Genomic DNA, 19,467 nt, shown 5'->3' with positions numbered 1-19,467 from the left:
TTTTTAATACAACTCTAAATATTGCTCTCTTTCCCATTCTGAAACAGTTTGGCGGAACGAAGCCCATTCCAAACGTTTTGCTTCTGCAAAGTTTTGGTAAATATGATTGCCTAGTGCGTCGACCATCACTTGATCTTTTCGTAATGCTTTAATGGCATTGTGAAGTGTTGAAGGAAGATCTTTAATTTGCGCTTCTTCTCTTTCAGCTTCATTCATGACATAAATATTGCGATCAACAGCTGGTGGTGGTGTCAACTCCCGCTCAATTCCATCAAGGCCAGCTTCTAACAACACAGCCATTGCTAAATATGGATTAGCTGATGGATCGACAGAACGTAATTCTAAACGAGTGGATAATCCTCGTGATTCTGGCACCCGAATTAATGGAGAACGATTACGTCCTGACCAAGCCACATAAACAGGTGCTTCATAACCAGGTACTAAGCGTTTGTAAGAATTAACAATTGGGTTGCAAACTGCTGTATAAGCCCGCGCATGTTCAATCAAACCGCCTAAGAAATGGTAAGCTGTCTGACTTAAGCCCATTTCTCCTTCTTTATCATAAAAAGCATTTTCTTTGCCTTTAAATAAAGACATATTGCAGTGCATTCCTGAACCATTAATTCCAAACAATGGTTTTGGCATAAAGGTCGCGTGTAAACCGTGTTTACGAGCAATTGTTTTAACAACTAATTTAAAGGTTTGGATATTATCACAAGCATCCACAACATCTGCGTATTTAAAATCGATTTCATGTTGTCCAGGAGCTACTTCATGGTGAGAAGCTTCCACTTCAAAGCCCAAGCTTTCTAGTTCCAATACGATATCACGACGGCAGTTTTCACCTAAATCTGTCGGTGCAAAATCAAAATAACCACCAGCATCATTTAATTCTGTCGTAATTTCACCGTCTTCATCTAATTTAAATAAGAAGAATTCTGGTTCTGGTCCTAAGTTAAATGAAGTAAAACCTAGTTGTTTCATGTGGTCCATCGCCCGTTTTAAGTTCCCCCGCGGATCACCGGCAAAAGGAGTGCCATCAGGATTATAAATATCGCAGATTAACCGAGCAACTTTGCCATGTTCACTTTCCCAAGGGAAGATCATCCAAGTAGATAAATCTGGGTATAAGTACATATCACTTTCTTCGATGCGGACAAAACCTTCAATAGAAGAACCATCAAACATCATTTTATTATCTAAAACTTTTTCCAATTGACTTACTGGAACTTCAACGTTTTTGATTGTTCCCATGATGTCTGTAAACATTAGACGTAAGAAACGGACATTTTCTTCTTCAACAATACGTTTGATATCTGTTGCTGTGTAATTTACGCGCGGCATATAATCCCACCCTTAATTTTAGTTTTTTATTTTCAAACAACGCCTACATTCGTGGACCTTGCTTAAATGGATTTTGTTGAGTTAAACCACCTTGGCTCAGTAGTTCATCATAAAAAATTTGACGTACATCTTGGTCAGTTAACGGTTTTTTATTTTTAGCAATTTTTTCTTGTTGTTTTTGCATTTCATAGGCATGTTTAATTCCCGCCATATTTAAACCCTCAGACAAGTAATCTTTGATTTCAAGCAAAATATCAATATCATTTAAAGAATACATTCGGCGGTTGCCTTCACTTCTTTCAGGATGAATCAAATCTTGTTCTTCGTAATAACGAATTTGTCGCGCAGTGAGATCAGTTAACTTCATCACTGTCCCAATAGGAAAAACTGACATGGAGCGGCGCAACTCTTTTTCTCGCATGAAACTACTCCTTTCCGGTTGGTTTTAACTTGGCATAACTATACCAATCTCATTTTGGAAAGTCAAGGGCTTATGTTAGGTTTTCTAACATAAATAATAAAAAATTTTCTGATAATAAAAAAGAACCTTGATTTAACAAGGTTCATAGATTTGAAAAAAACTAAAATTATTTTTATTTACCATGAAAAACAGCATTTACCGCATTTGCTACCGCAATTTTTACATGTTCATATGTTAGACCACCTTGTACATACAATGAAAACGGTTCCCGCAACGGGCCATCAGCACTTAACTCAATACTTGCTCCTTGGACAAAAGTTCCCGCCGCCATAATGATATCATCTTCATACCCTGGCATATAAGCCGGTACCGGGGCCACAAAGGCATCGACTGGTGAAAAACGTTGGATTGCTTGAGCAAAGGTAATCATCGCCTCTTTTTCTTTCAATTCAACTAATTGGATTAAATCTGTTCTAGGATCATCCCACTTAGGCGTTGAATCAATATGATACTCAGCCAATAAAGCAGAAGTAAATACTGCCCCTTGAATAGCTTGACTTACCACATGGGGTGCTAAGAAGAAGCCTTGCAACATATCGTAGACATTTCCTAACATCGCCCCACCTTCTGCACCAACTCCAGGTGTCGTTAGGCGATACGCACATTTTTCAATTAAATCTTTTTTACCCACCAGATAACCACCAGTTTTAGCAATCCCGCCCCCAGGATTTTTGATAAGAGAGCCTGCCATTAAATCGGCGCCTACTTGGGTTGGTTCCATTAATTCCGCAAATTCTCCGTAACAATTATCGACAAAAATAGTGACATTGGGCGCAATTGTTTTAACAAAATCACACATTTCTTTAATTTTATCAATCGTAAAAGAAGGGCGACTAGCATAGCCTCGAGAGCGCTGGATTGCGACTACTTTGGTTTTTTTATTAAGTTTATTTTTTACACCCTCAAAATCCACTGCACCAGTTGGTTTCAAGTCGACTTGATCATAAGAAATATTATATTCTTTTAACGAACCAATCCCATTACCTGCTAAACCAATTACCTCTAAAAGAGTGTCATAAGGTGTACCGGTGATATAAAGCAGTTCATCTCCTGGGCGCAATACGCCAAATAACGCTGTAGCAATGGCATGGGTACCAGAAACAATCTGAGGGCGGACAAGGGCTGCTTCACCGCCAAAAGTTTCCGCATAAACTTCCTCTAACGCATCTCTTCCCATGTCGTCATTTCCATAACCAGTCGAAGGTAAAAAATGGGTTTCAGAAATATTTTGCTTAGAAAAAGCACGTAAAACTTTATTTTGATTATTTAACGCAATTTGGCGCAATTCTTCTAAGCGGGGGGCAATTTTTTGCTCCACTCGTTCAATTGCAGTTACTAGCGCCGGATCAAATTCATTTGTCCAATTCATCTTCCATTCTCCTTATAATCGCAGTTTCTGGCAGGGCAAAACCTTTTACCAGATAGTTTTCTGAAGCAGGTAAAAACTCTTCGTGTACAAGTAATGTGTCACTTTTTAGCTGTGCTAATAGTTTTCCTTCATTTTGCGCTAAATAGACAGTATAAGGTTCCAAATTTTCCATTAATTGTAACCGGATTGCAGCTGTTAATTCTTCTTTACTACGACTACTTTTAGCAGATATTAAAACGTTAGGAAAAAGCGTCGGCACAAAATGAGCAGTATCAATTTTGTCGGCTTTATTATAAACCGTTAAAATGGGAGTCTTATCAAAGTCTAACTCTTTCATTAAAGCCAGGACGGTTTGCTCTTGTTGACTACGATCTGGAGAACTAGCATCAACTACATGCAACAATAAATCCATTTCGCGACTTTCTTCTAAAGTAGAGTGAAAGGCATCAATCAACTGTGTCGGCAAATCTTGAATAAAGCCGACTGTGTCAGTTAAAGTTACTTCAAACCCTTCTGGCAATTTAAAGCGCTTAGTCAAAGGATCAAGTGTAGCAAAAAGCTCATCTTGTTCATAAGTCTTCGCTGCGGTTAAGACATTCATAATCGTTGATTTACCAGCATTGGTATAACCAATTAAGCCAATTTGAAAACGATTATTTTTTCTTCTTTGCCGCGTCCGTTCCCGATGAGCTGCAACCTCTTTTAATTCCCGTTTAATCGCAGTGATTTTGTTGCGAATGTGACGACGGTCTGTTTCAAGTTTGGTTTCACCAGGCCCTCTTGTTCCAATGCCACCACCTAAACGGGATAAATATTTTCCTTGTCCAACTAAACGAGGTAATAAATATTCCAGTTGGGCTAATTCAACTTGTAATTTTCCTTCTTTGGATCGCGCTCGCAAGGCAAAAATATCTAAAATCAGCTGCACGCGATCAATAACCGGCACTTCGATAAAATCAGCAATTGTTTGACTTTGGCGCGGGGTGAGTTCGTGATTAAAAATTACTAAATCAGCTTCATAGCTTGCTACTAGATTTTTTAATTCTGTTAGTTTGCCTTTACCTATAATGGTTTGACGATCAACTTGGGGGCGTTTTTGAATTAAGGAAAAACAAACCTCACCTTTAGCTGTCTTTGTTAACCCTTTTAATTCTTGCATGGACTCCCCGAAGTTTTTCCATGTCTCTTCGGTTTCCACGCCAACTAAAATCACTTTCTCCTGTTCCATACTATTCCTCCAGCCATAACTGTATTTTTTGCTGTAAGTTTTCAACCTCTTCTGGTTGCGTGATTAAATCCACCCAAGTCGTCACGGTCATCCGATTACGAAACCAAGTTAATTGGCGTTTTGCATAACGTCTTGAATCAAGTTTGATATTTTCTTTAACTTCATCAAGAGTAATTTCGCCTTTAAAATATGGGAAAAATTCACGATAGCCAATTCCTTTAGCGGCTTGAACATCTTCATAATCTTGCAAAAGAGTGGCTTCTTTTAGGAGGCCTGTAGCAAACATCTGCTCTACTCGCTGGTTAATTCGTTCATATAATAGTGCTCGTTCCGTCGTTAAACCAATCAAAAAATCATCATAAAGTTTCTGGGGTTCTTCTTTGGGCTTTGTGATACTATGCCCTGTCAATTCAAAAACCTCTAAAGCTCGAATAACTTTTCGTTCATTATTAAAGTGGATTTTTTCGCTCGCTAGTGGATCTTTTTGGGCCAACACTTGCCAGAGTGCTTTTTTCCCATGTTGCGCCGCATATTCAGTATACTTTTGGCGTAAATTCTCTCCTTTTTGACCAAAACTTTCTGTGGCGCCTAATTTATAATCATAAAGCAGTGCTTGAATATATAATCCCGTTCCCCCTACTACAATTGGTAGCTTGCCTCGAGCTGTAATATCTCTGATTTTATTTCGTGCTTCTTGTTGAAAATCTGCAGCAGAATAATTTTCAGTAAAATTACGAATATCAATTAAATAATGGGGAATTCCCCGTGCTTCTGCTGGGGTAACTTTGGCAGTTCCAATGTCTAGTTGGCGATATACTTGCAGTGAGTCACCGCTGATAATTTCACCGTTAAATTTTTTTGCCAACTGGATACTTAGTGCTGTCTTACCAACACCAGTCGGTCCTGCGATAACTAATACTTTCATATTTTTCCTCATTTACTTCGTTGTGCATTTCGAACATACTGCTGTACTTTTTCTGGATAGTTCGTAATAATGCCGGTCGTCTTTAACGCAACACACTTTTTCACTAGTGGTTCTTCATCAATAGTCCAAGGTCGAATCGCAAGGGGGAGATCAGCTAAACTGGCCTCATTTTTTAATACCCAATCCATTTTTGGGTGAATTCCCTCAATGTAAGGACGATCAAGGGCTTCTATCACTTTTTTATTGCTCGTACTTAAGATTAAATCAAGCTGTGTTTTGGGTTCTAATTTATGGATAATATCTAGTGATTTCATATTAAAGCTACAATACCAATGAGAAAATGGCCATGTTCGACTAGTCATTAAAGCAGCTGTTTTCATTTCAATTTCTGGATAATGATAGTGATCCGTTTTTAATTCAATCGTCAAAACACCACGAAAATTACGCATCACTAATAAGTCCAAGACTTCTTTTAAAGTTGGGACTTTTGTATTTTGATAGGCAGGAGAAAACCAGCTACCGGCATTCAATTTTTTTATTTCCGCGAGTGTCTTTTCCCGAATTAAGCCTTTACCATTGGTGGTACGTTCGACATCTTCATCATGCATGACAATTAGCTGACCATCTTTTGATAGATGAACATCTAATTCAATCACATCACTATCTACTCGAACTGCCTCGGCAAAAGAAGGCAGCGTATTTTCCGGCCGACTGCCACTGGCACCGCGATGGGCTACAATTTGTGTCATCACGTCGCCTCCTTATCATTTTTTACTTACTATTAATTGTACCACTTCTACGCTATTTTATTAACTTTACAAATTGGCCTTGTTGAACTTTCATATATTAGTAGACGATAAAATTAGGAATAAAATTTCTTTTTATTATTTGTAAGAAAAGACCTTTTACCTGCAATCAAAAAACTTTCAACTTCTTAGCTAAAATTAAAAATTGCCGATGCTAAAAGTAAAAAAGGATAGAAAAAGCCACAAGTTAGCTTTTTCTATCCTTTTAAAGTTATGCACTAAAATAAGTTAATGTATTGTCTGATAGACGTTTTAATTCAGTTTTTCTTTCATTAATCAGTTGGGTTAAATCATCTGAAAAATGTTCCATAATGACCCGACCGCCTTTATAAGCGTAACCACCGACTTTAATCGTTTCATCAGGAGACAAGATAACTTTACGCTGTGCAATTTTTTTGAAAAATTCTTCTAAAATATAATTAGGCAAATAAAAATTGTTTTGTGCGGCAAAAGATTGCAAATACGCATAGTCATCAATTGTAATATAACAATCGTCAAAAGCATCAAAGCTGACATACTCTTCCATTAAGACACTACGCTTTTGTAAAATCTCATTGATTTTTTTATTTAGTTGATTCAACGTTTCGATTTCTTTCACCTTAAGCTCTAAGGCACGCCGCTTTTGTTCTTTTCTTTCGTCATAGCGAATCCGTAAGTTAAACGCAATCGTGACAATTAACGCGCCGACAATAACACCTAAGAAACCTGCTACTGCTACTGCTACTGCTATCATACTTTTCCTCCCAATTAGCTTTATCTCTGTCCTTTATTTTAGCATATCTTCTCTTTGTTTCGCATTTTAATTCTTTTTAGCAGATAAGCACTCCGTTATTTCTGCTTTTTCTTTTACCTTTATTTTTCAATCTGCCAGTGTTTTTCATTTGACCTATTTTGACCTATTGGGTATACTTCTTTTTAGAGGTTATCGCTTAAATGTGCTAAACTTGAGACGTACCATAATTACGTCGATTTGATTAAAGGAGGACTTTACATTATGAATTTAATTCCAACAGTCATTGAACAATCATCCCGCGGCGAAAGAGCGTATGACATCTACTCACGTTTATTAAAAGACCGCATTATTATGCTAAGCGGTCAAGTTACAGACGACTTAGCAAACTCAATTATCGCCCAATTACTATTTTTGGACGCACAAGATTCTGAAAAAGATATCTACGTATACATCAATTCACCAGGTGGTAGTGTAACTGCCGGCATGGCGATTTACGATACAATGAACTTTGTCAAAGCAGATGTTCAAACTATTGTAATGGGGATGGCTGCTTCAATGGGTTCATTCTTATTAACAGCTGGTGCCAAAGGTAAACGTTTTGCCTTACCAAATGCTGAAATCATGATTCACCAACCATTAGGTGGCGCACAAGGTCAAGCAACTGAAATTGAAATTGCTGCCCGTCACATTTTACAAACCCGTGATCGTTTGAACCATATTTTAGCTGAACGTACTGGTCAACCACTAGAAGTGATTGAAAAAGATACGGATCGTGATAACTTCATGACCGCTGAAGAAGCAAAAGCTTACGGCTTAATTGATGAAATCATGGTCACAAAATAATTAACACAAAAAAGAATTGGGCATAGTGCCCAATTCTTTTTTTTATACCAGAAATTAGATAATTTCTTAGAAGAAATAAAGCTGATAAACTAAAGATGGTTAATGGAACTTCATCAGTAAGCACTTAATGACACAAAGTAAAAATCTCGCTAAATTAAAACGCAATTTAGCAAGATTTGAGCGTCTAGCTTAAAGAGCAAACAGGTCTGTTTTATTTGGCAATGACAATTTTTCCTGCTGTCGGATGACCAGCAATTTTTTCATGGGCTTCAATCACACTACTTAATTGAAAAGGTAATATTTCTGCGATATTGATAGTCAAATTACCAGCAGCATATGTTTGCAATAAATAGTCAAAAGCCACATGATCTAAATATTCTTTTTGAGGTGCAAAACTTAAATAGGTTCCTTCTTTTCGTTCCTCTTCTGTCGGCAAATCATTTAAAGCCACGTACGTTCCACCTGGTTTTAAAATGGCTAGTCCGGCTTCACTACTTCTACTGCCCTTTGTCGCATCAATGACCACATCGGCTTGTTCAGAAAATACTGCACCAGGGTTTTCAGTATCATAAGCAACAAATTCATCTGCACCAAAAGCACGGACTTTGTCTTCATTCACTTTTCTAGCACTTGCCAGCACAAAATTACCGTTTTGATGTAATAATTGTACCAATATAGAGCCAACACCGCCAGAAGCACCTAATACCATCACTTTTTGTTTTGATTTAACTTTTAACAATTGGAACAACAAATTATAAGCAGTAATACCAGTGGTCACCATTCCAGCAGCTTCAGCAAAACTCATTTGATCAGGAATTTTAGCGGCTTTTTTATTAGGCAAAACAACTTCTTCCCCATACGTGCCACTAATTGGGTGAATCACCACTCGATCGCCCACTGAAAAATCAGTTTCCTCAGCGAAAACTTCTGTGACAATCCCTGCCGCATCATTTCCGAGTACATAAGGAAATGTTAAACTGCGAAATTCTTGCTGCGCACCACTGCGTAATGAAATATCATACGGATTAATTGCAAATGCTTTTATTGCCACCCGAATATGACCTGCTGTCAGTTCTCTTGGGTTAGCGGTAATAGTTTCAAATACAGCTTCTGGTTTTCCGTAACCCTTTATTGCAAAGCGTTCCATTAAAATCCCTCCTCATTTCTTTTCGTATCTAAAGTGTAGCGAGGAAACAAAAAAAGCGCAAAGATTTGCGCTTTTTTATGAGAACTCAGGAGCAGCATTTTTGAATGCCATGCCAATTTAATCCTAGTCTTTTCTTTGTTCTCTCTTTTAATTTTTTATGGCCGGATACTTTCCTGCCATAAACTCTTCTCCTAATTGGCAATAATGCTGAATATTGGCTTTGTTTTTGGCGATTTCTGCCGGCGTTAAAGAGCGTATGACTTTAGCAGGACGTCCAAAAGCTAAAACATTGGGGGGAATAATTGTCCCTTGGGTTACTAGAGAACCAGCACCAATTAAACTATTTTCACCAATTACAGCATGATTTAAAATAATAGAACTCATTCCAATTAACGCACCTTGTTCCACTTTACAACCATGTAACATGCACTGATGTCCAACAGTCACGTCATTGGCAATTTCTGTTGGCGCATCATAATCAACATGAATAATTGTGCCATCTTGAATATTGGTCCGCGCACCGATTTTCACAAAATTACTATCCCCACGAATAACACTATTAAACCAGACTGTCGCACCTTTTCCTAACGTTACATCTCCCACTACCGTCGCATTTTCAGCGATAAAATTTTCCATTTTTTCTTGTCACCTTCTCCCAAAATTCCTTTTAATATCGCCATTATAACACATCAAAAAAAGCACAATAAACATAGTCAGTTCTCAAGTAATAAGATGGAATTTTAATAAATTGCTTTTCAAATTTCTTCAAATTTCAACTTATTACCGTAGAGAGTTCGTTCATTATGCTGGATCAATGAAAAGCTATATGAACGCGTTCAGCTCTCAAGTAATAAGATGGAATTTTAATAAATTGCTTTTCAAATTTCTTCAAATTTCAACTTATTACCGTAGAGAGTTCGTTCATTATGCTGGATCAAATGAAAAGCTACAAGCAACAAATTAAGCTTTGAAAAGTTATATAATTCCTTTCTATAAAAAAACTGGAGTGCAAAAGAGCACTCCAGTTTTTTTAATCGTAATCACCATCTTCGGCAAATTGGCTTTGATAAAGTTTACTGTAAAAGCCACCTTCAGCTAGTAAACTTTCGTGGGTCCCTTTTTCAATAATGGCGCCTTGATTCATCACCAAAATCAAATCGGCTTCCCGAATAGTAGATAGCCGGTGTGCAATAACAAAACTAGTGCGTCCTTGCATTACTTTATCCATCGCTTTTTGAATCAATGCTTCTAAGCGGGTATCAACTGAACTCGTCGCTTCGTCTAAAATCAGAATTTTAGGATCTGAAATAACAGCCCGCGCAATCGTTAATAATTGTTTTTGTCCTAACGAAACATTATTACCTTCAGCATTGATCATCATTTCATAGCCATCTGGCATCGTACGAATAAAATGATCAACGTTGGCGGTTTTGGCAGCATCCACCACTTCATAATCTGTCGCATCTAACTTACCAAAGCGGATATTTTCACCAATCGTATCTTCATAGAGCCATGCATCTTGTAAAACCATCCCAAAAACAGAGCGAACATCACTGCGTTTCATTTTTTTTGTATCAATGCCATCAATTTTAATTGCGCCGGCATCTACATCGTAAAAACGCATCAACAAATTGATTAAAGTAGTTTTACCAGCTCCCGTTGGTCCTACAATTGCCACTGTTTGCCCAGCTTTCACACTAAAATTCAAATCTTTAATTAAAGGTTTAGTGGGTGTATAACTAAAAGAAACATGCTCAAAGTCAACGTTGCCTGCAACAACAGCCGGTAGTGCTACATCTGTTTTGTTTAAAACTTCTTCTGCTTCATCTAAAATTTCAAAAACCCTTTTAGAAGCAGCTGACGCACTTTGTAAGACAGAAGAAAGTTGGGTAATGTTTCCTAACGGTTGACTAATTTGCCAAATATATTGAATAAAGGCTTGTAATTGTCCAACTACAATGACGCCACCAATCACATAGTAACTACCCAAAATCGCCATTACGATATACGTAAGATAAGCCGTTAAAGACACCAAAGGCATCATTAAACCGGAAATAAAGGTGGCACGAAAACCGTAATGTTTTAATTTATGGTTAACAGCTTTAAAGCCGTCAATCGTCTGCGCTTCTCGTCCATAAACTTTCAAAACGCTAAAACCTGTCATATTTTCTTGAACGTAGCCGTTTAATTCTCCGAGTGCATTTTGCATTCCTTGAAAATATTTTTGCGAAATTTTTACAATCCCGCGAGAAATTAAAAAGGAAGCCGGAATCATAATAATAGATAACAATGCCATATAAATATTAATATAAAACATCATTGCTAATGCCATAATAATTCCCAGAACCGCATTTACAATCCCAATTAAGGCTTGTTGCATCGCACCACTTACCGCATCCACATCATTGGTTACCCGAGATAAAATATTCCCTTGCTGATTTTTATCAAAATAAGCAACTGGTAGCCGATTGATTTTTTCATCAATATCTTGGCGCAAGTCATACATTGCACTTTGCACGACATTAGTAATTAAAAGACCAGAACATAATTGTGCCACACAATAACCTACACCAACTGCAGTAATCCAAACTAAACATTTTAAGACATAATCAAAGTTAATTTTTTCTCCATTGGCAATATTTTTTGCGACTTCTGTCGTAGGTAATCCAGCCACGTAAGGCATCGCTGCGTTTAATGCCACCGTTAAAACTACAAAAAATAAAACGAGAAAGACTGTAATTTTATATGGATTCAAATACCGTGCCAATCGTTTTAAAGAAGAGAATGATTTCATTGCGCCAATTCCTCCTCTGATAACTGAGAAGCTGCAATGTCATAATAGACCGTACAATTCTTCAGTAATTCTTGATGGGTTCCCATGCCAACCACATTGCCTTCATCTAAGACAATGATTTTATCAGCATGCATAATCGTTCCAACCCTTTGTGCGACAATTAAAACTGTCGCTTCTGTCGTTTCTTTTTTCAAGCGCGCCCGCAATTTAGCATCCGTTTGATAATCTAATGCGGAAAAACTATCGTCAAATATATAAATTTCCGGATTACGAATAATCGCACGAGCAATCGCTAAACGCTGTTTTTGCCCACCAGAAAAGTTCGCTCCCCCTTCTGATAAAAGAGCGTCAAATCCTTTAGGTGTTTGACTAATAAAATCTGCGGCCTGAGCAATATCAACGGCTCGCTGCATTTCAGCTTGTGTTGCGTCTTCTTTACCATAGCGTAAGTTTTCAGCAATCGTACCGGTAAAAAGGAGCGCTTTTTGTGGAATGTAACCAATTTTTTCCCGTAAACTCTTTAAGCGGTAGTCTTTGACGTTAACGCCATCGATTAAAACTTCGCCTTCGCTTACATCATAAAAACGCGGAATCAGCTGAATCAATGTCGACTTACCTGAGCCAGTACTTCCGATAAACGCCACAGTTTCACCTGGTCTGGCAGTAAAACTAACATTTCGAATAATTGGACTTTCCGAATGTCCCGGATAAGCAAAGGTCACATTTTTAAATTCCACATATCCTTTAGTTGCAGTTTCTGTCACACCGTCTGCTTTTTCTACAATTTCAGAAGTCGCATCCAACGCTTCTTGAATTCGTCTTGCCGATACGGCTGCTCTTGGGTACATCATAAAGACTGAGGCAAAGAGCATGAAAGAAAATAAAGCATGGAAAATATATTCGATAAAGGCGATCAAATCCCCAATTTGTAAGCTACCTTGATCGATTTTAATCGTCCCATTCCAAATAATTAAAACCATGACAATATTAAAAAGAAAGAAAAATCCCGGTTGTGCCACTGCCATTAAGCGAAATAAACTTTTTGAACTAGAAGCATAGGCTTTATTAACTTTTTCAAAACGTTTTTCTTCAAATTTCTCATTCACAAAAGCCCGAATTACCCGTAAACCTGACAAATTTTCCCGTAAAATAGCATTAATTTTATCCAAATTCTTTTGTTGCTTCGTCGATAAGGGATCTGAAAATTTGGCAATCGCTACAACTGCCAATAATAAAACCGGCAAAGCAGCCAAAACGTACCAACTTAAAGAAGGGCTAGTCCGAAAAATCATGTATAAACTGACGATAAACATCATCGGTGTCATAAAGCCAGTCCGCAAAATATTTTGCATAAACAACATAATTTGATAAGCGTCATTTGTTACCCGCGTAATTAAAGATGACACACCAATTTGTTCATATTCATAATGAGAATATCCTTGAGTTTTAGCAAATAAATCATCACGAATATCAGCTGTAATATTGGTGGTGATGCGGGTAGTAAAATACCCCAACAAGATATTCATCGCAACCCCTAAAATTGTAATGATAACCATTAAAATCCCTAACTGTTGGACTTGGCTAAAACTTTTTGCTGGGATGGCTGAATCAATCATGCGGGCCAAAATCGTTGGCAAACCCAGTTCAATGATGATGAAACCAAAAACACAGATGAAATCAAAAAGTAAAAGTTTTTTGTAGCGCATTGTATAATGCCACATCAATTTCATATTTTTTCCTCCTCTATAAAAATAAAGACAGGCAGCGCCTGTGAACGCGTAAAATTGACGGAACTGTTTTCAAAAGAAAAATGGCACCTCAATACTAGCTTGAAGTGAGCCATGTGTACCAAATTTTCGCATTATCTTCACTATAACACAGTATTTTTTCTAATTGTAGCCAAATTCACCAGAAAATTTAAGGATATTTATTTCTTATTAATAAGAAATGAAAAGTTACAAAATCGGCTTATGTAAGCATTTTTACCTAAAACACTCCCAGAAATAGCTAGTTTTTAAGAGAAATAAAAAATTTTTTTGTAATCCTTTTACCCCTTTGCCTTTTCTATACTTATTGAAAAATCTATGCTAAAATATCATTAATTGGGCGCTAATACGCCAAAGGAACGGTTGAATTGAAACACAAGCGGAAAGTAAAGACGAGACTTTCTCTTTTTAAAAATCTTTGTGATTTTTAAAAAGCATCCACAATTTGGCGGAGATTTTACGTATTGCCAAAAATATTTTTGTAATCTTAAATTGCAAAAATATTTTAGCAAGAAGTGCCTCCCCTGTTTTTTGAATGCCTTAATTCTCGTACTTGTCATCTTTAGATGTCATTTTTATACCGTTTAATTAATTAATAAAGGAGTTATACAGATGATTTACAAAGTTTATTATCAAGAAACAAAAATTCGCAATCCAAAAAGAGAACAAACACAAGCAATTTACGTGGAGGCAGCCGATGAAGTCACTGCTCGTGCGTTAGTTGAAGAACACACCCCATACAATATTGAATTCATTCAAGGTTTAGATGACAGCCATCTAGCTTATGAAAAAGAAAATACTGACTTCAAATTGACGGAGTTTTAAAATGAAAGTCTCTTTGAAGAACAACGAAACCGGCGTCTTTGGGATCGGTGGTCTTGGTGAGATTGGAAAAAACTGTTATGGGGTACAATTTCAAGATGAAATCATCATTATTGATGCAGGGATTAAATTCCCTGAAGATGAATTGCTTGGAATTGACTATGTCATTTCCGATTATAGTTACATTGTGCAAAACTTACAAAAAGTAAAAGCCCTTGTAATTACTCACGGTCACGAAGACCACATTGGGGGAATTCCCTACCTATTACGTCAAGCAAATATTCCAATTTATGCAGGACCATTAGCCCTTGCACTTATTACAAATAAATTGGACGAACATGGTTTATTACGTGATGCACAACTACACGAAATTAACGAAGACACGATTATCCGTTTCCGAAAAACTTCGGTCAGTTTTTTCCGTACTACTCACAGTATCCCAGATGCATTAGGGATTGTGGTTAAGACACCTTCTGGAAACATCGTTCAAACCGGTGATTTTAAATTTGATTTTACACCAGTAGGCGAACCTGCTAATTTACACAAAATGGCACGGATCGGTGAAGAAGGCGTATTGTGTCTATTATCAGATAGTACCAATGCTGAAATTCCCACGTTTACAAAATCCGAAAAAATTATCGGAACTTCCATTTTGAAAATCTTTGAAAAAATTGAAGGTCGTATTATTTTCGCCTCTTTTGCTTCTAATATTTTCAGGTTGCAACAAGCAGCTGATGCGGCTGTTGCTACTGGACGCAAAATTGCAGTCTTTGGTCGTAGTATGGAAAACGCGATGATTAACGGCCAAAAATTGGGCTATATCAAAGTTCCAGACGGCACCTTTATTGATGCGCATGAAGTCAATCGCTTACCAGCTAATGAAGTTTTGATTTTATGTACTGGCTCTCAAGGTGAACCAATGGCAGCGTTAAGTCGCATTGCCAACGGAACTCACCGTCAAATTCAAATTCAACCAGACGATACCGTGATCTTTTCTAGCTCACCAATTCCTGGAAATACAACTAGTGTCAACCATTTAATTAACTTATTAATGGAAGCTGGCGCTGAAGTTATTCACGGTAAAATAAACAACATTCATACTTCTGGTCACGGTGGCCAAGAAGAACAAAAATTGATGTTGCGTTTGATGAAACCTAAATATTTTATGCCAATTCATGGGGAATATCGGATGTTAAAAATCCATACACAATTAGCCCAAGATACAGGTGTGCCAAAAGAAAATTGCTTCTTGATGGAAAATGGCGATATGTTAGCCTTAACAGCTGACAGTGCCCGCATTTGTGGTCATTTTAATGCCGGTGACGTTTACGTCGACGGTAGTGGTATTGGTGATATTGGCAACGTCGTTTTACGAGATCGTCATATTTTATCAGAAGAAGGTTTGGTTTTAGCTGTGGCAACAGTCGATATTGCTAAAAAAGAAATTTTGGCTGGTCCTGATATTTTGTCCCGCGGTTTTGTCTATATGCGCGAATCTGGGGAAATGATTAATGAAGGGCAAACATTACTGTTTAAAGCCTTAAGAGAAGCAATGAACCAACCAGATTGTAACGAATTCAAGTTACGAGAAGCGATGTCTAATGCATTGCAACCTTATTTATTTGAAAAAACCGAGCGTCATCCAATGATTTTATCAATGATTATGACTCCGGAAAAGTAAAGTAACGACTACGGCATAGTTTAATAAAGTAACACTCACATCCCCAAGACGATAGTAAGGTACACTGACTTTCTTCTTTCTATCGTTTTGGGGTATTTTTGTACGATAAAATTGACTAAAAACCTTAAGAGAAATCCCTTAGCTCTTAATCCTTTGTTTTCAGCTTACCCCTTTTCAAAAATCATTTAATTTCTAAAAAAAATAGGTGATGACAAAAATTGTCATCACCTATTTTTGCGAATACACGGCGTTTCATAAGTAACAGCTTTTAAAAATAAACCAGAAAAGTGCAAATTATCAAAAGATAAATTGCAATTCCCCAATATTTTAACTGTATACTTTTGTTACGACTTAAAAGTACCTATTTAAAATGTTTAGGCTTTTTCTACGTTAGTCGCTTGAGGTCCGCGGTCTGATTCTTCAACGTCGAAAGTCACAGCTTGACCTTCTTCTAAAGTTTTAAAACCGTCGCCTTGGATTGCTGAGAAATGTACGAATACATCGCTGCCGTCTTCACGTGAAATGAAGCCAAAACCTTTTTCTGCGTTAAACCATTTTACTGTACCATGTTCCATGGGTGAAAACCTCCTTGTGCTTTGCACAGATTATATGTAACATTGTTGGCAAAGAATAGAGGTGACCCAAATGTTTCAACTTCTATCGCTAAACCGCTAAACAAAATTACACTAATATTTTACACTTGCCTGATTTTTTTTGCAAGTCTGCTAATTCCACAAACCTTCTTCTCTTAGGCTAATGTATTCGCTACCGCCAATAACTAAATGATCGAGTAATTCAATCCCCATGAGGTCACCACATTCTTTTAAACGTTTGGTAAAAGCGATATCATTATAAGATGGCGTAGGGCTGCCAGAAGGATGATTGTGACAAATGACAATACGAGCTGCGGCGACTTTGACTGCTGTTTTAAAAATTTCTCTTGGGTGCGCAATCGATTGATTTAAAGAACCGATAAAAATAGTTCGTTTTTGAATAATTTGATTTTTCGTATTTAAATAAATACAGAGTAAATGTTCTTGTTCATAATCTCGCATCTCTTCAGCTAACATACAGCCCAACTCATAACTAGAAGAAACATGTCCGATTTTTAATTTACTCGACTTATGAATTCTTTGCCCCAATTCAATCATTGCTAAAAGTTCAATCGCTTTTACTTCACCAATGCCACTAATTAACATAAACTCTTGTAATTCCGCACTCTTTAGTTGATGCAAATCATCCCCAAAAAAGTTTAAAATTTCTGTCGCTAATTCAAGGGCGGGTACTTTTTTAGATCCCGTCCGTAAAATAATAGCTAATAACTCTTGATCAGATAGCGCACTAGCACCTTTTTGTTTTAGACGTTCTCTTGGACGACTATTTAATGGTAATGTTTTTACATTCATAAAAAAACTCCTTTGCATTCTTTTTATGAATGTACGCAAAAGAGTCGAAAAATATTTTATTTATACTAAAAAATTTTTTACTTCATGTAAAGAAGACACAACTGCCACTGTTTTATTTTTTAAATCTTGGTCTGGTGGTAATAAATCTGGAACCATAATTACTGGAATCTCAGCCTGATGAGCTGCTAAAACACCATTTTGCGAATCTTCTAAAACGAGCGTTTCTTCTTTTTTTGTCCCTAAAAGATTTTGTGCTGCTAAAAAAATGGCAGGATCGGGTTTGGCCCGAGGAACATCTTCCGCTGAGACAATCGTTGGAAAATAACGTGTCAATTCAGCTTTTTCTAAAAGCTCATCAATTACTGGCCGTTGGTTACTTGAGGCAATCACCCATTTTAACTTATTTTCTGCTAAATAGCTTAAAAGTTCCATCACACCTGGCTTCAAAGTTGCCTGACCGTCGGCAAATAATCGTCTGGTATTTTCATAAGCCATTTCAATAAAAGCTGTTACAGTTGTTGCGCCAAATTCTTCATCAAATAATTCATGATACTTTTCAATCACTTCTTCATCAGAAATACCTAATAAATTTAAATATAGTTCTTTATCATAAGGAAAACCAAAAGTAGTAGCTGCCGCTTTGGCACCGGTATAATAAAGTTGCTCGGTATCAAAAATCAAACCATCCATATCAAAGATAACACCTTTAACTTTCATGTGGACCTCCCATTTCCAGTAATAGCTTGCGAACTTCTGCGACAAAATACAATGAGCCTGTAACAAGTAGCATAGATTCATCATCCATCTTCTCTAAAATTTCAGCTAAGCCAAATTGCCATAAAGAAACGATTGAAACACGTTTTTCATCTACATTCACAAAATTATCATTTAATTTAATCGCCCGTGGATAGTCAAATGTCGTCAAATAAATATGACTATTTTTTAATTTTAGTAATTCATGTAGCATTTCAGAAACATTTTTGGTTTCTAAAGCGGAAAATAAGATGTGCAATTTGCGATTACTAAACTCATTTTGAAGTGATGCTACTAAACGTTTCATCGCATGGGTATTATGCGCCCCATCTAAAATAATTAAAGGCTCTGTGCTAAGACGTTCCATCCGCGCTGGCCAAAATGTTTGCTGTAAGGCCTTTTTAATTTCTTTTGCCTGCCAATTAATCTTATTTTGCTCACAATATAATTGAAATAATTGAATAGCAACACCGGCATTTTCAGGTTGGTGTTGCCCAATCAAAGCCGTTTTTAAGTATTTTAACTTCCCATTTTGATTACTAAAATCAAACCACTCTCCCCAATTATCATCTGGGTGTAAATAATCTACTTGATATTCATGACCAAAACGATAAATTGGTGCATTTTGCTTATCTGCGGTTTGCATGATAACTCCTAATGCATTTTCTGGAATATTTCCGGTTACAACAGGAATATTTTTTTTAATGATCCCCGCTTTTTGCCCGGCAATTAATTCTAATGTTTCCCCTAAAATTTCGGTATGATCATAACCAATTGTCGTAATAGCGGTGAGCATTGGTTCTACTATATTAGTAGAATCGAGTAAGCCACCTAAGCCAACTTCAATAATCGCAACATCAACTTTACCTACAAAGTAATCAAAAGCAAGTGCTGTTAGCAATTCAAATTCTGTGATACCACTAACTGCCTCTTGTTGATCCAATTTTTCAACTAGAGGTTGATACTTATTTACTAACGTTACCAGTTCTTCATCGGTAATAAATTTGCCATCAATGGCAATCCGTTCGTGGAAACTTTCAATATAAGGTGAAGTGAAAGTTCCAACCACAATTCCCGCTGTTTGTAACATTTCCTTCAAATAACTAATTGTTGATCCCTTACCATTTGTGCCAGCAATATGAATCGTGGGAACTTTTTTTTCAGGATGATCAACTAAATCTAATAACGCATTAACCCGCTGTAAACCAGGTCTTGAACCAAAAGGCTTACGGCTGTGAATCCACTCAATTGCTTTACTTCCGCTTTCTACCATATCTTTTCCACCTCACCGCTTCATTATAACAAACTCCCTTTATAAAGGCAGAAAGAAATAATTCAAATGGACAATTAAATTCGTGAGTTTCACTGA

Annotated in this window: 18 protein-coding genes; 3 read left to right on the top strand and 15 right to left on the bottom strand. The window is 37.0% G+C overall.

The features are described 5' to 3' along the window. Positions 1–3: 3 nt before the first annotated feature. The 7 genes from glnA to IGI65_RS05765 form a co-directional block, all read right to left on the bottom strand. Complete coding sequence (gene glnA, locus IGI65_RS05795) at positions 4–1,344, bottom strand: type I glutamate--ammonia ligase (RefSeq protein ID WP_412259000.1); 1,341 nt, start codon at positions 1,342–1,344, stop codon at positions 4–6. Between the two features lie 43 nt (positions 1,345–1,387). Then, positions 1,388–1,765: a MerR family transcriptional regulator gene (locus tag IGI65_RS05790; protein ID WP_016172695.1), complete on the bottom strand. Its 378-nt coding sequence runs from the start codon at positions 1,763–1,765 to the stop codon at positions 1,388–1,390. A 172-nt stretch (positions 1,766–1,937) separates the two neighbouring features. Continuing rightward, complete coding sequence (locus tag IGI65_RS05785; RefSeq protein WP_438773533.1) at positions 1,938–3,194, bottom strand: aminotransferase class I/II-fold pyridoxal phosphate-dependent enzyme; 1,257 nt, start codon at positions 3,192–3,194, stop codon at positions 1,938–1,940. Beyond that, a complete protein-coding gene (gene hflX, locus IGI65_RS05780; RefSeq protein WP_071865444.1) occupies positions 3,178–4,422 on the bottom strand; it encodes a GTPase HflX in 1,245 nt (414 codons plus the stop codon). The genes IGI65_RS05785 and hflX overlap by 17 nt, the downstream gene beginning before the upstream one ends. A 1-nt stretch (position 4,423) precedes the next feature. Next, a complete protein-coding gene (gene miaA, locus IGI65_RS05775) occupies positions 4,424–5,347 on the bottom strand; it encodes a tRNA (adenosine(37)-N6)-dimethylallyltransferase MiaA (RefSeq protein WP_438773532.1) in 924 nt (307 codons plus the stop codon). 8 nt (positions 5,348–5,355) lie between these two features. Further along, positions 5,356–6,096, bottom strand: a complete 741-nt coding sequence (locus tag IGI65_RS05770; RefSeq protein ID WP_412259008.1) for a glycerophosphodiester phosphodiesterase family protein — start codon at positions 6,094–6,096, stop codon at positions 5,356–5,358. A gap of 268 nt (positions 6,097–6,364) precedes the next feature. Next, positions 6,365–6,886, bottom strand: coding sequence for a hypothetical protein (locus tag IGI65_RS05765; protein ID WP_438773531.1), 522 nt, complete (start codon positions 6,884–6,886; stop codon positions 6,365–6,367). A 261-nt stretch (positions 6,887–7,147) separates the two neighbouring features. On the opposite strand from IGI65_RS05765, the gene clpP reads away from it, so the two are divergent. Then, a complete protein-coding gene (clpP, locus tag IGI65_RS05760; RefSeq protein ID WP_016172701.1) occupies positions 7,148–7,729 on the top strand; it encodes an ATP-dependent Clp endopeptidase proteolytic subunit ClpP in 582 nt (193 codons plus the stop codon). A 211-nt stretch (positions 7,730–7,940) separates the two neighbouring features. On the opposite strand, the gene IGI65_RS05755 is transcribed toward clpP, so the two are convergent. From IGI65_RS05755 to IGI65_RS05740, 4 genes are all read right to left on the bottom strand, one after another. Next, positions 7,941–8,876, bottom strand: coding sequence for an NADP-dependent oxidoreductase (locus tag IGI65_RS05755; protein ID WP_438773530.1), 936 nt, complete (start codon positions 8,874–8,876; stop codon positions 7,941–7,943). A gap of 147 nt (positions 8,877–9,023) precedes the next feature. After that, a complete protein-coding gene (locus tag IGI65_RS05750; RefSeq protein WP_438773529.1) occupies positions 9,024–9,512 on the bottom strand; it encodes a gamma carbonic anhydrase family protein in 489 nt (162 codons plus the stop codon). Between the two features lie 394 nt (positions 9,513–9,906). After that, on the bottom strand, positions 9,907–11,670 hold the full coding sequence (locus IGI65_RS05745) for an ABC transporter ATP-binding protein (RefSeq protein WP_438773527.1): 1,764 nt from the start codon (positions 11,668–11,670) through the stop codon (positions 9,907–9,909). Then, positions 11,667–13,400 carry an ABC transporter ATP-binding protein gene (locus IGI65_RS05740; protein WP_438773526.1) on the bottom strand — a complete coding sequence of 578 codons (1,734 nt, stop codon included), beginning with the start codon at positions 13,398–13,400 and terminating at the stop codon, positions 11,667–11,669. The genes IGI65_RS05745 and IGI65_RS05740 overlap by 4 nt, the downstream gene beginning before the upstream one ends. A gap of 648 nt (positions 13,401–14,048) precedes the next feature. Between IGI65_RS05740 and IGI65_RS05735 the strand changes: the two genes are divergently transcribed. Further along, the gene (locus IGI65_RS05735; protein WP_016172706.1) at positions 14,049–14,261 is read left to right on the top strand and encodes a DNA-directed RNA polymerase subunit epsilon; all 213 of its coding nucleotides are present in this window, start codon (positions 14,049–14,051) and stop codon (positions 14,259–14,261) included. 1 nt (position 14,262) lies between these two features. Further along, entirely contained in the window at positions 14,263–15,939 is a 1,677-nt protein-coding gene (gene rnjA / locus IGI65_RS05730) for a ribonuclease J1 (protein WP_071865435.1), read from the top strand. A gap of 374 nt (positions 15,940–16,313) precedes the next feature. Here rnjA and IGI65_RS05725 read toward each other — a convergent pair whose 3' ends face one another. The 4 genes from IGI65_RS05725 to IGI65_RS05710 form a co-directional block, all read right to left on the bottom strand. Beyond that, on the bottom strand, positions 16,314–16,514 hold the full coding sequence (locus tag IGI65_RS05725) for a cold-shock protein (protein WP_016172708.1): 201 nt from the start codon (positions 16,512–16,514) through the stop codon (positions 16,314–16,316). A 150-nt stretch (positions 16,515–16,664) separates the two neighbouring features. After that, on the bottom strand, positions 16,665–17,345 hold the full coding sequence (radC, locus tag IGI65_RS05720; RefSeq protein WP_438773525.1) for a RadC family protein: 681 nt from the start codon (positions 17,343–17,345) through the stop codon (positions 16,665–16,667). A 60-nt stretch (positions 17,346–17,405) separates the two neighbouring features. Then, complete coding sequence (locus tag IGI65_RS05715; protein ID WP_438773524.1) at positions 17,406–18,062, bottom strand: HAD family hydrolase; 657 nt, start codon at positions 18,060–18,062, stop codon at positions 17,406–17,408. Beyond that, positions 18,052–19,371 carry a bifunctional folylpolyglutamate synthase/dihydrofolate synthase gene (locus IGI65_RS05710; RefSeq protein ID WP_438773523.1) on the bottom strand — a complete coding sequence of 440 codons (1,320 nt, stop codon included), beginning with the start codon at positions 19,369–19,371 and terminating at the stop codon, positions 18,052–18,054. The genes IGI65_RS05715 and IGI65_RS05710 overlap by 11 nt, the downstream gene beginning before the upstream one ends. Between the last annotated feature and the right edge of the window lie 96 nt (positions 19,372–19,467).

This window comes from Enterococcus sp. DIV0755b, from assembly GCF_051713765.1.
Lineage (GTDB): Bacteria > Bacillota > Bacilli > Lactobacillales > Enterococcaceae > Enterococcus_C > Enterococcus_C canintestini.
The sequence above is the reverse complement of the archived record's forward strand: the minus strand, read 5'-3'. Positions and strand labels throughout refer to the sequence as shown.

Bases quoted from the DNA above. Each gene is read 5' to 3' on its own strand.
- glnA (WP_412259000.1), bottom strand. From the start codon at position 1,344: ATGCCGCGCGTAAATTACACAGCAACAGATATCAAACGTATTGTTGAA.
- IGI65_RS05725 (WP_016172708.1), bottom strand. From the start codon at position 16,514: ATGGAACATGGTACAGTAAAATGGTTTAACGCAGAAAAAGGTTTTGGC.
- IGI65_RS05745 (WP_438773527.1), bottom strand. From the start codon at position 11,670: ATGAAATCATTCTCTTCTTTAAAACGATTGGCACGGTATTTGAATCCA.
- clpP (WP_016172701.1), top strand. From the start codon at position 7,148: ATGAATTTAATTCCAACAGTCATTGAACAATCATCCCGCGGCGAAAGA.
- hflX (WP_071865444.1), bottom strand. From the start codon at position 4,422: ATGGAACAGGAGAAAGTGATTTTAGTTGGCGTGGAAACCGAAGAGACA.
- rnjA (WP_071865435.1), top strand. From the start codon at position 14,263: ATGAAAGTCTCTTTGAAGAACAACGAAACCGGCGTCTTTGGGATCGGT.
- IGI65_RS05765 (WP_438773531.1), bottom strand. From the start codon at position 6,886: ATGATAGCAGTAGCAGTAGCAGTAGCAGGTTTCTTAGGTGTTATTGTC.
- IGI65_RS05735 (WP_016172706.1), top strand. From the start codon at position 14,049: ATGATTTACAAAGTTTATTATCAAGAAACAAAAATTCGCAATCCAAAA.
- IGI65_RS05710 (WP_438773523.1), bottom strand. From the start codon at position 19,371: ATGGTAGAAAGCGGAAGTAAAGCAATTGAGTGGATTCACAGCCGTAAG.
- radC (WP_438773525.1), bottom strand. From the start codon at position 17,345: ATGAATGTAAAAACATTACCATTAAATAGTCGTCCAAGAGAACGTCTA.
- IGI65_RS05785 (WP_438773533.1), bottom strand. From the start codon at position 3,194: ATGAATTGGACAAATGAATTTGATCCGGCGCTAGTAACTGCAATTGAA.
- miaA (WP_438773532.1), bottom strand. From the start codon at position 5,347: ATGAAAGTATTAGTTATCGCAGGACCGACTGGTGTTGGTAAGACAGCA.
- IGI65_RS05790 (WP_016172695.1), bottom strand. From the start codon at position 1,765: ATGCGAGAAAAAGAGTTGCGCCGCTCCATGTCAGTTTTTCCTATTGGG.
- IGI65_RS05770 (WP_412259008.1), bottom strand. From the start codon at position 6,096: ATGACACAAATTGTAGCCCATCGCGGTGCCAGTGGCAGTCGGCCGGAA.
- IGI65_RS05740 (WP_438773526.1), bottom strand. From the start codon at position 13,400: ATGAAATTGATGTGGCATTATACAATGCGCTACAAAAAACTTTTACTT.
- IGI65_RS05750 (WP_438773529.1), bottom strand. From the start codon at position 9,512: ATGGAAAATTTTATCGCTGAAAATGCGACGGTAGTGGGAGATGTAACG.
- IGI65_RS05715 (WP_438773524.1), bottom strand. From the start codon at position 18,062: ATGAAAGTTAAAGGTGTTATCTTTGATATGGATGGTTTGATTTTTGAT.
- IGI65_RS05755 (WP_438773530.1), bottom strand. From the start codon at position 8,876: ATGGAACGCTTTGCAATAAAGGGTTACGGAAAACCAGAAGCTGTATTT.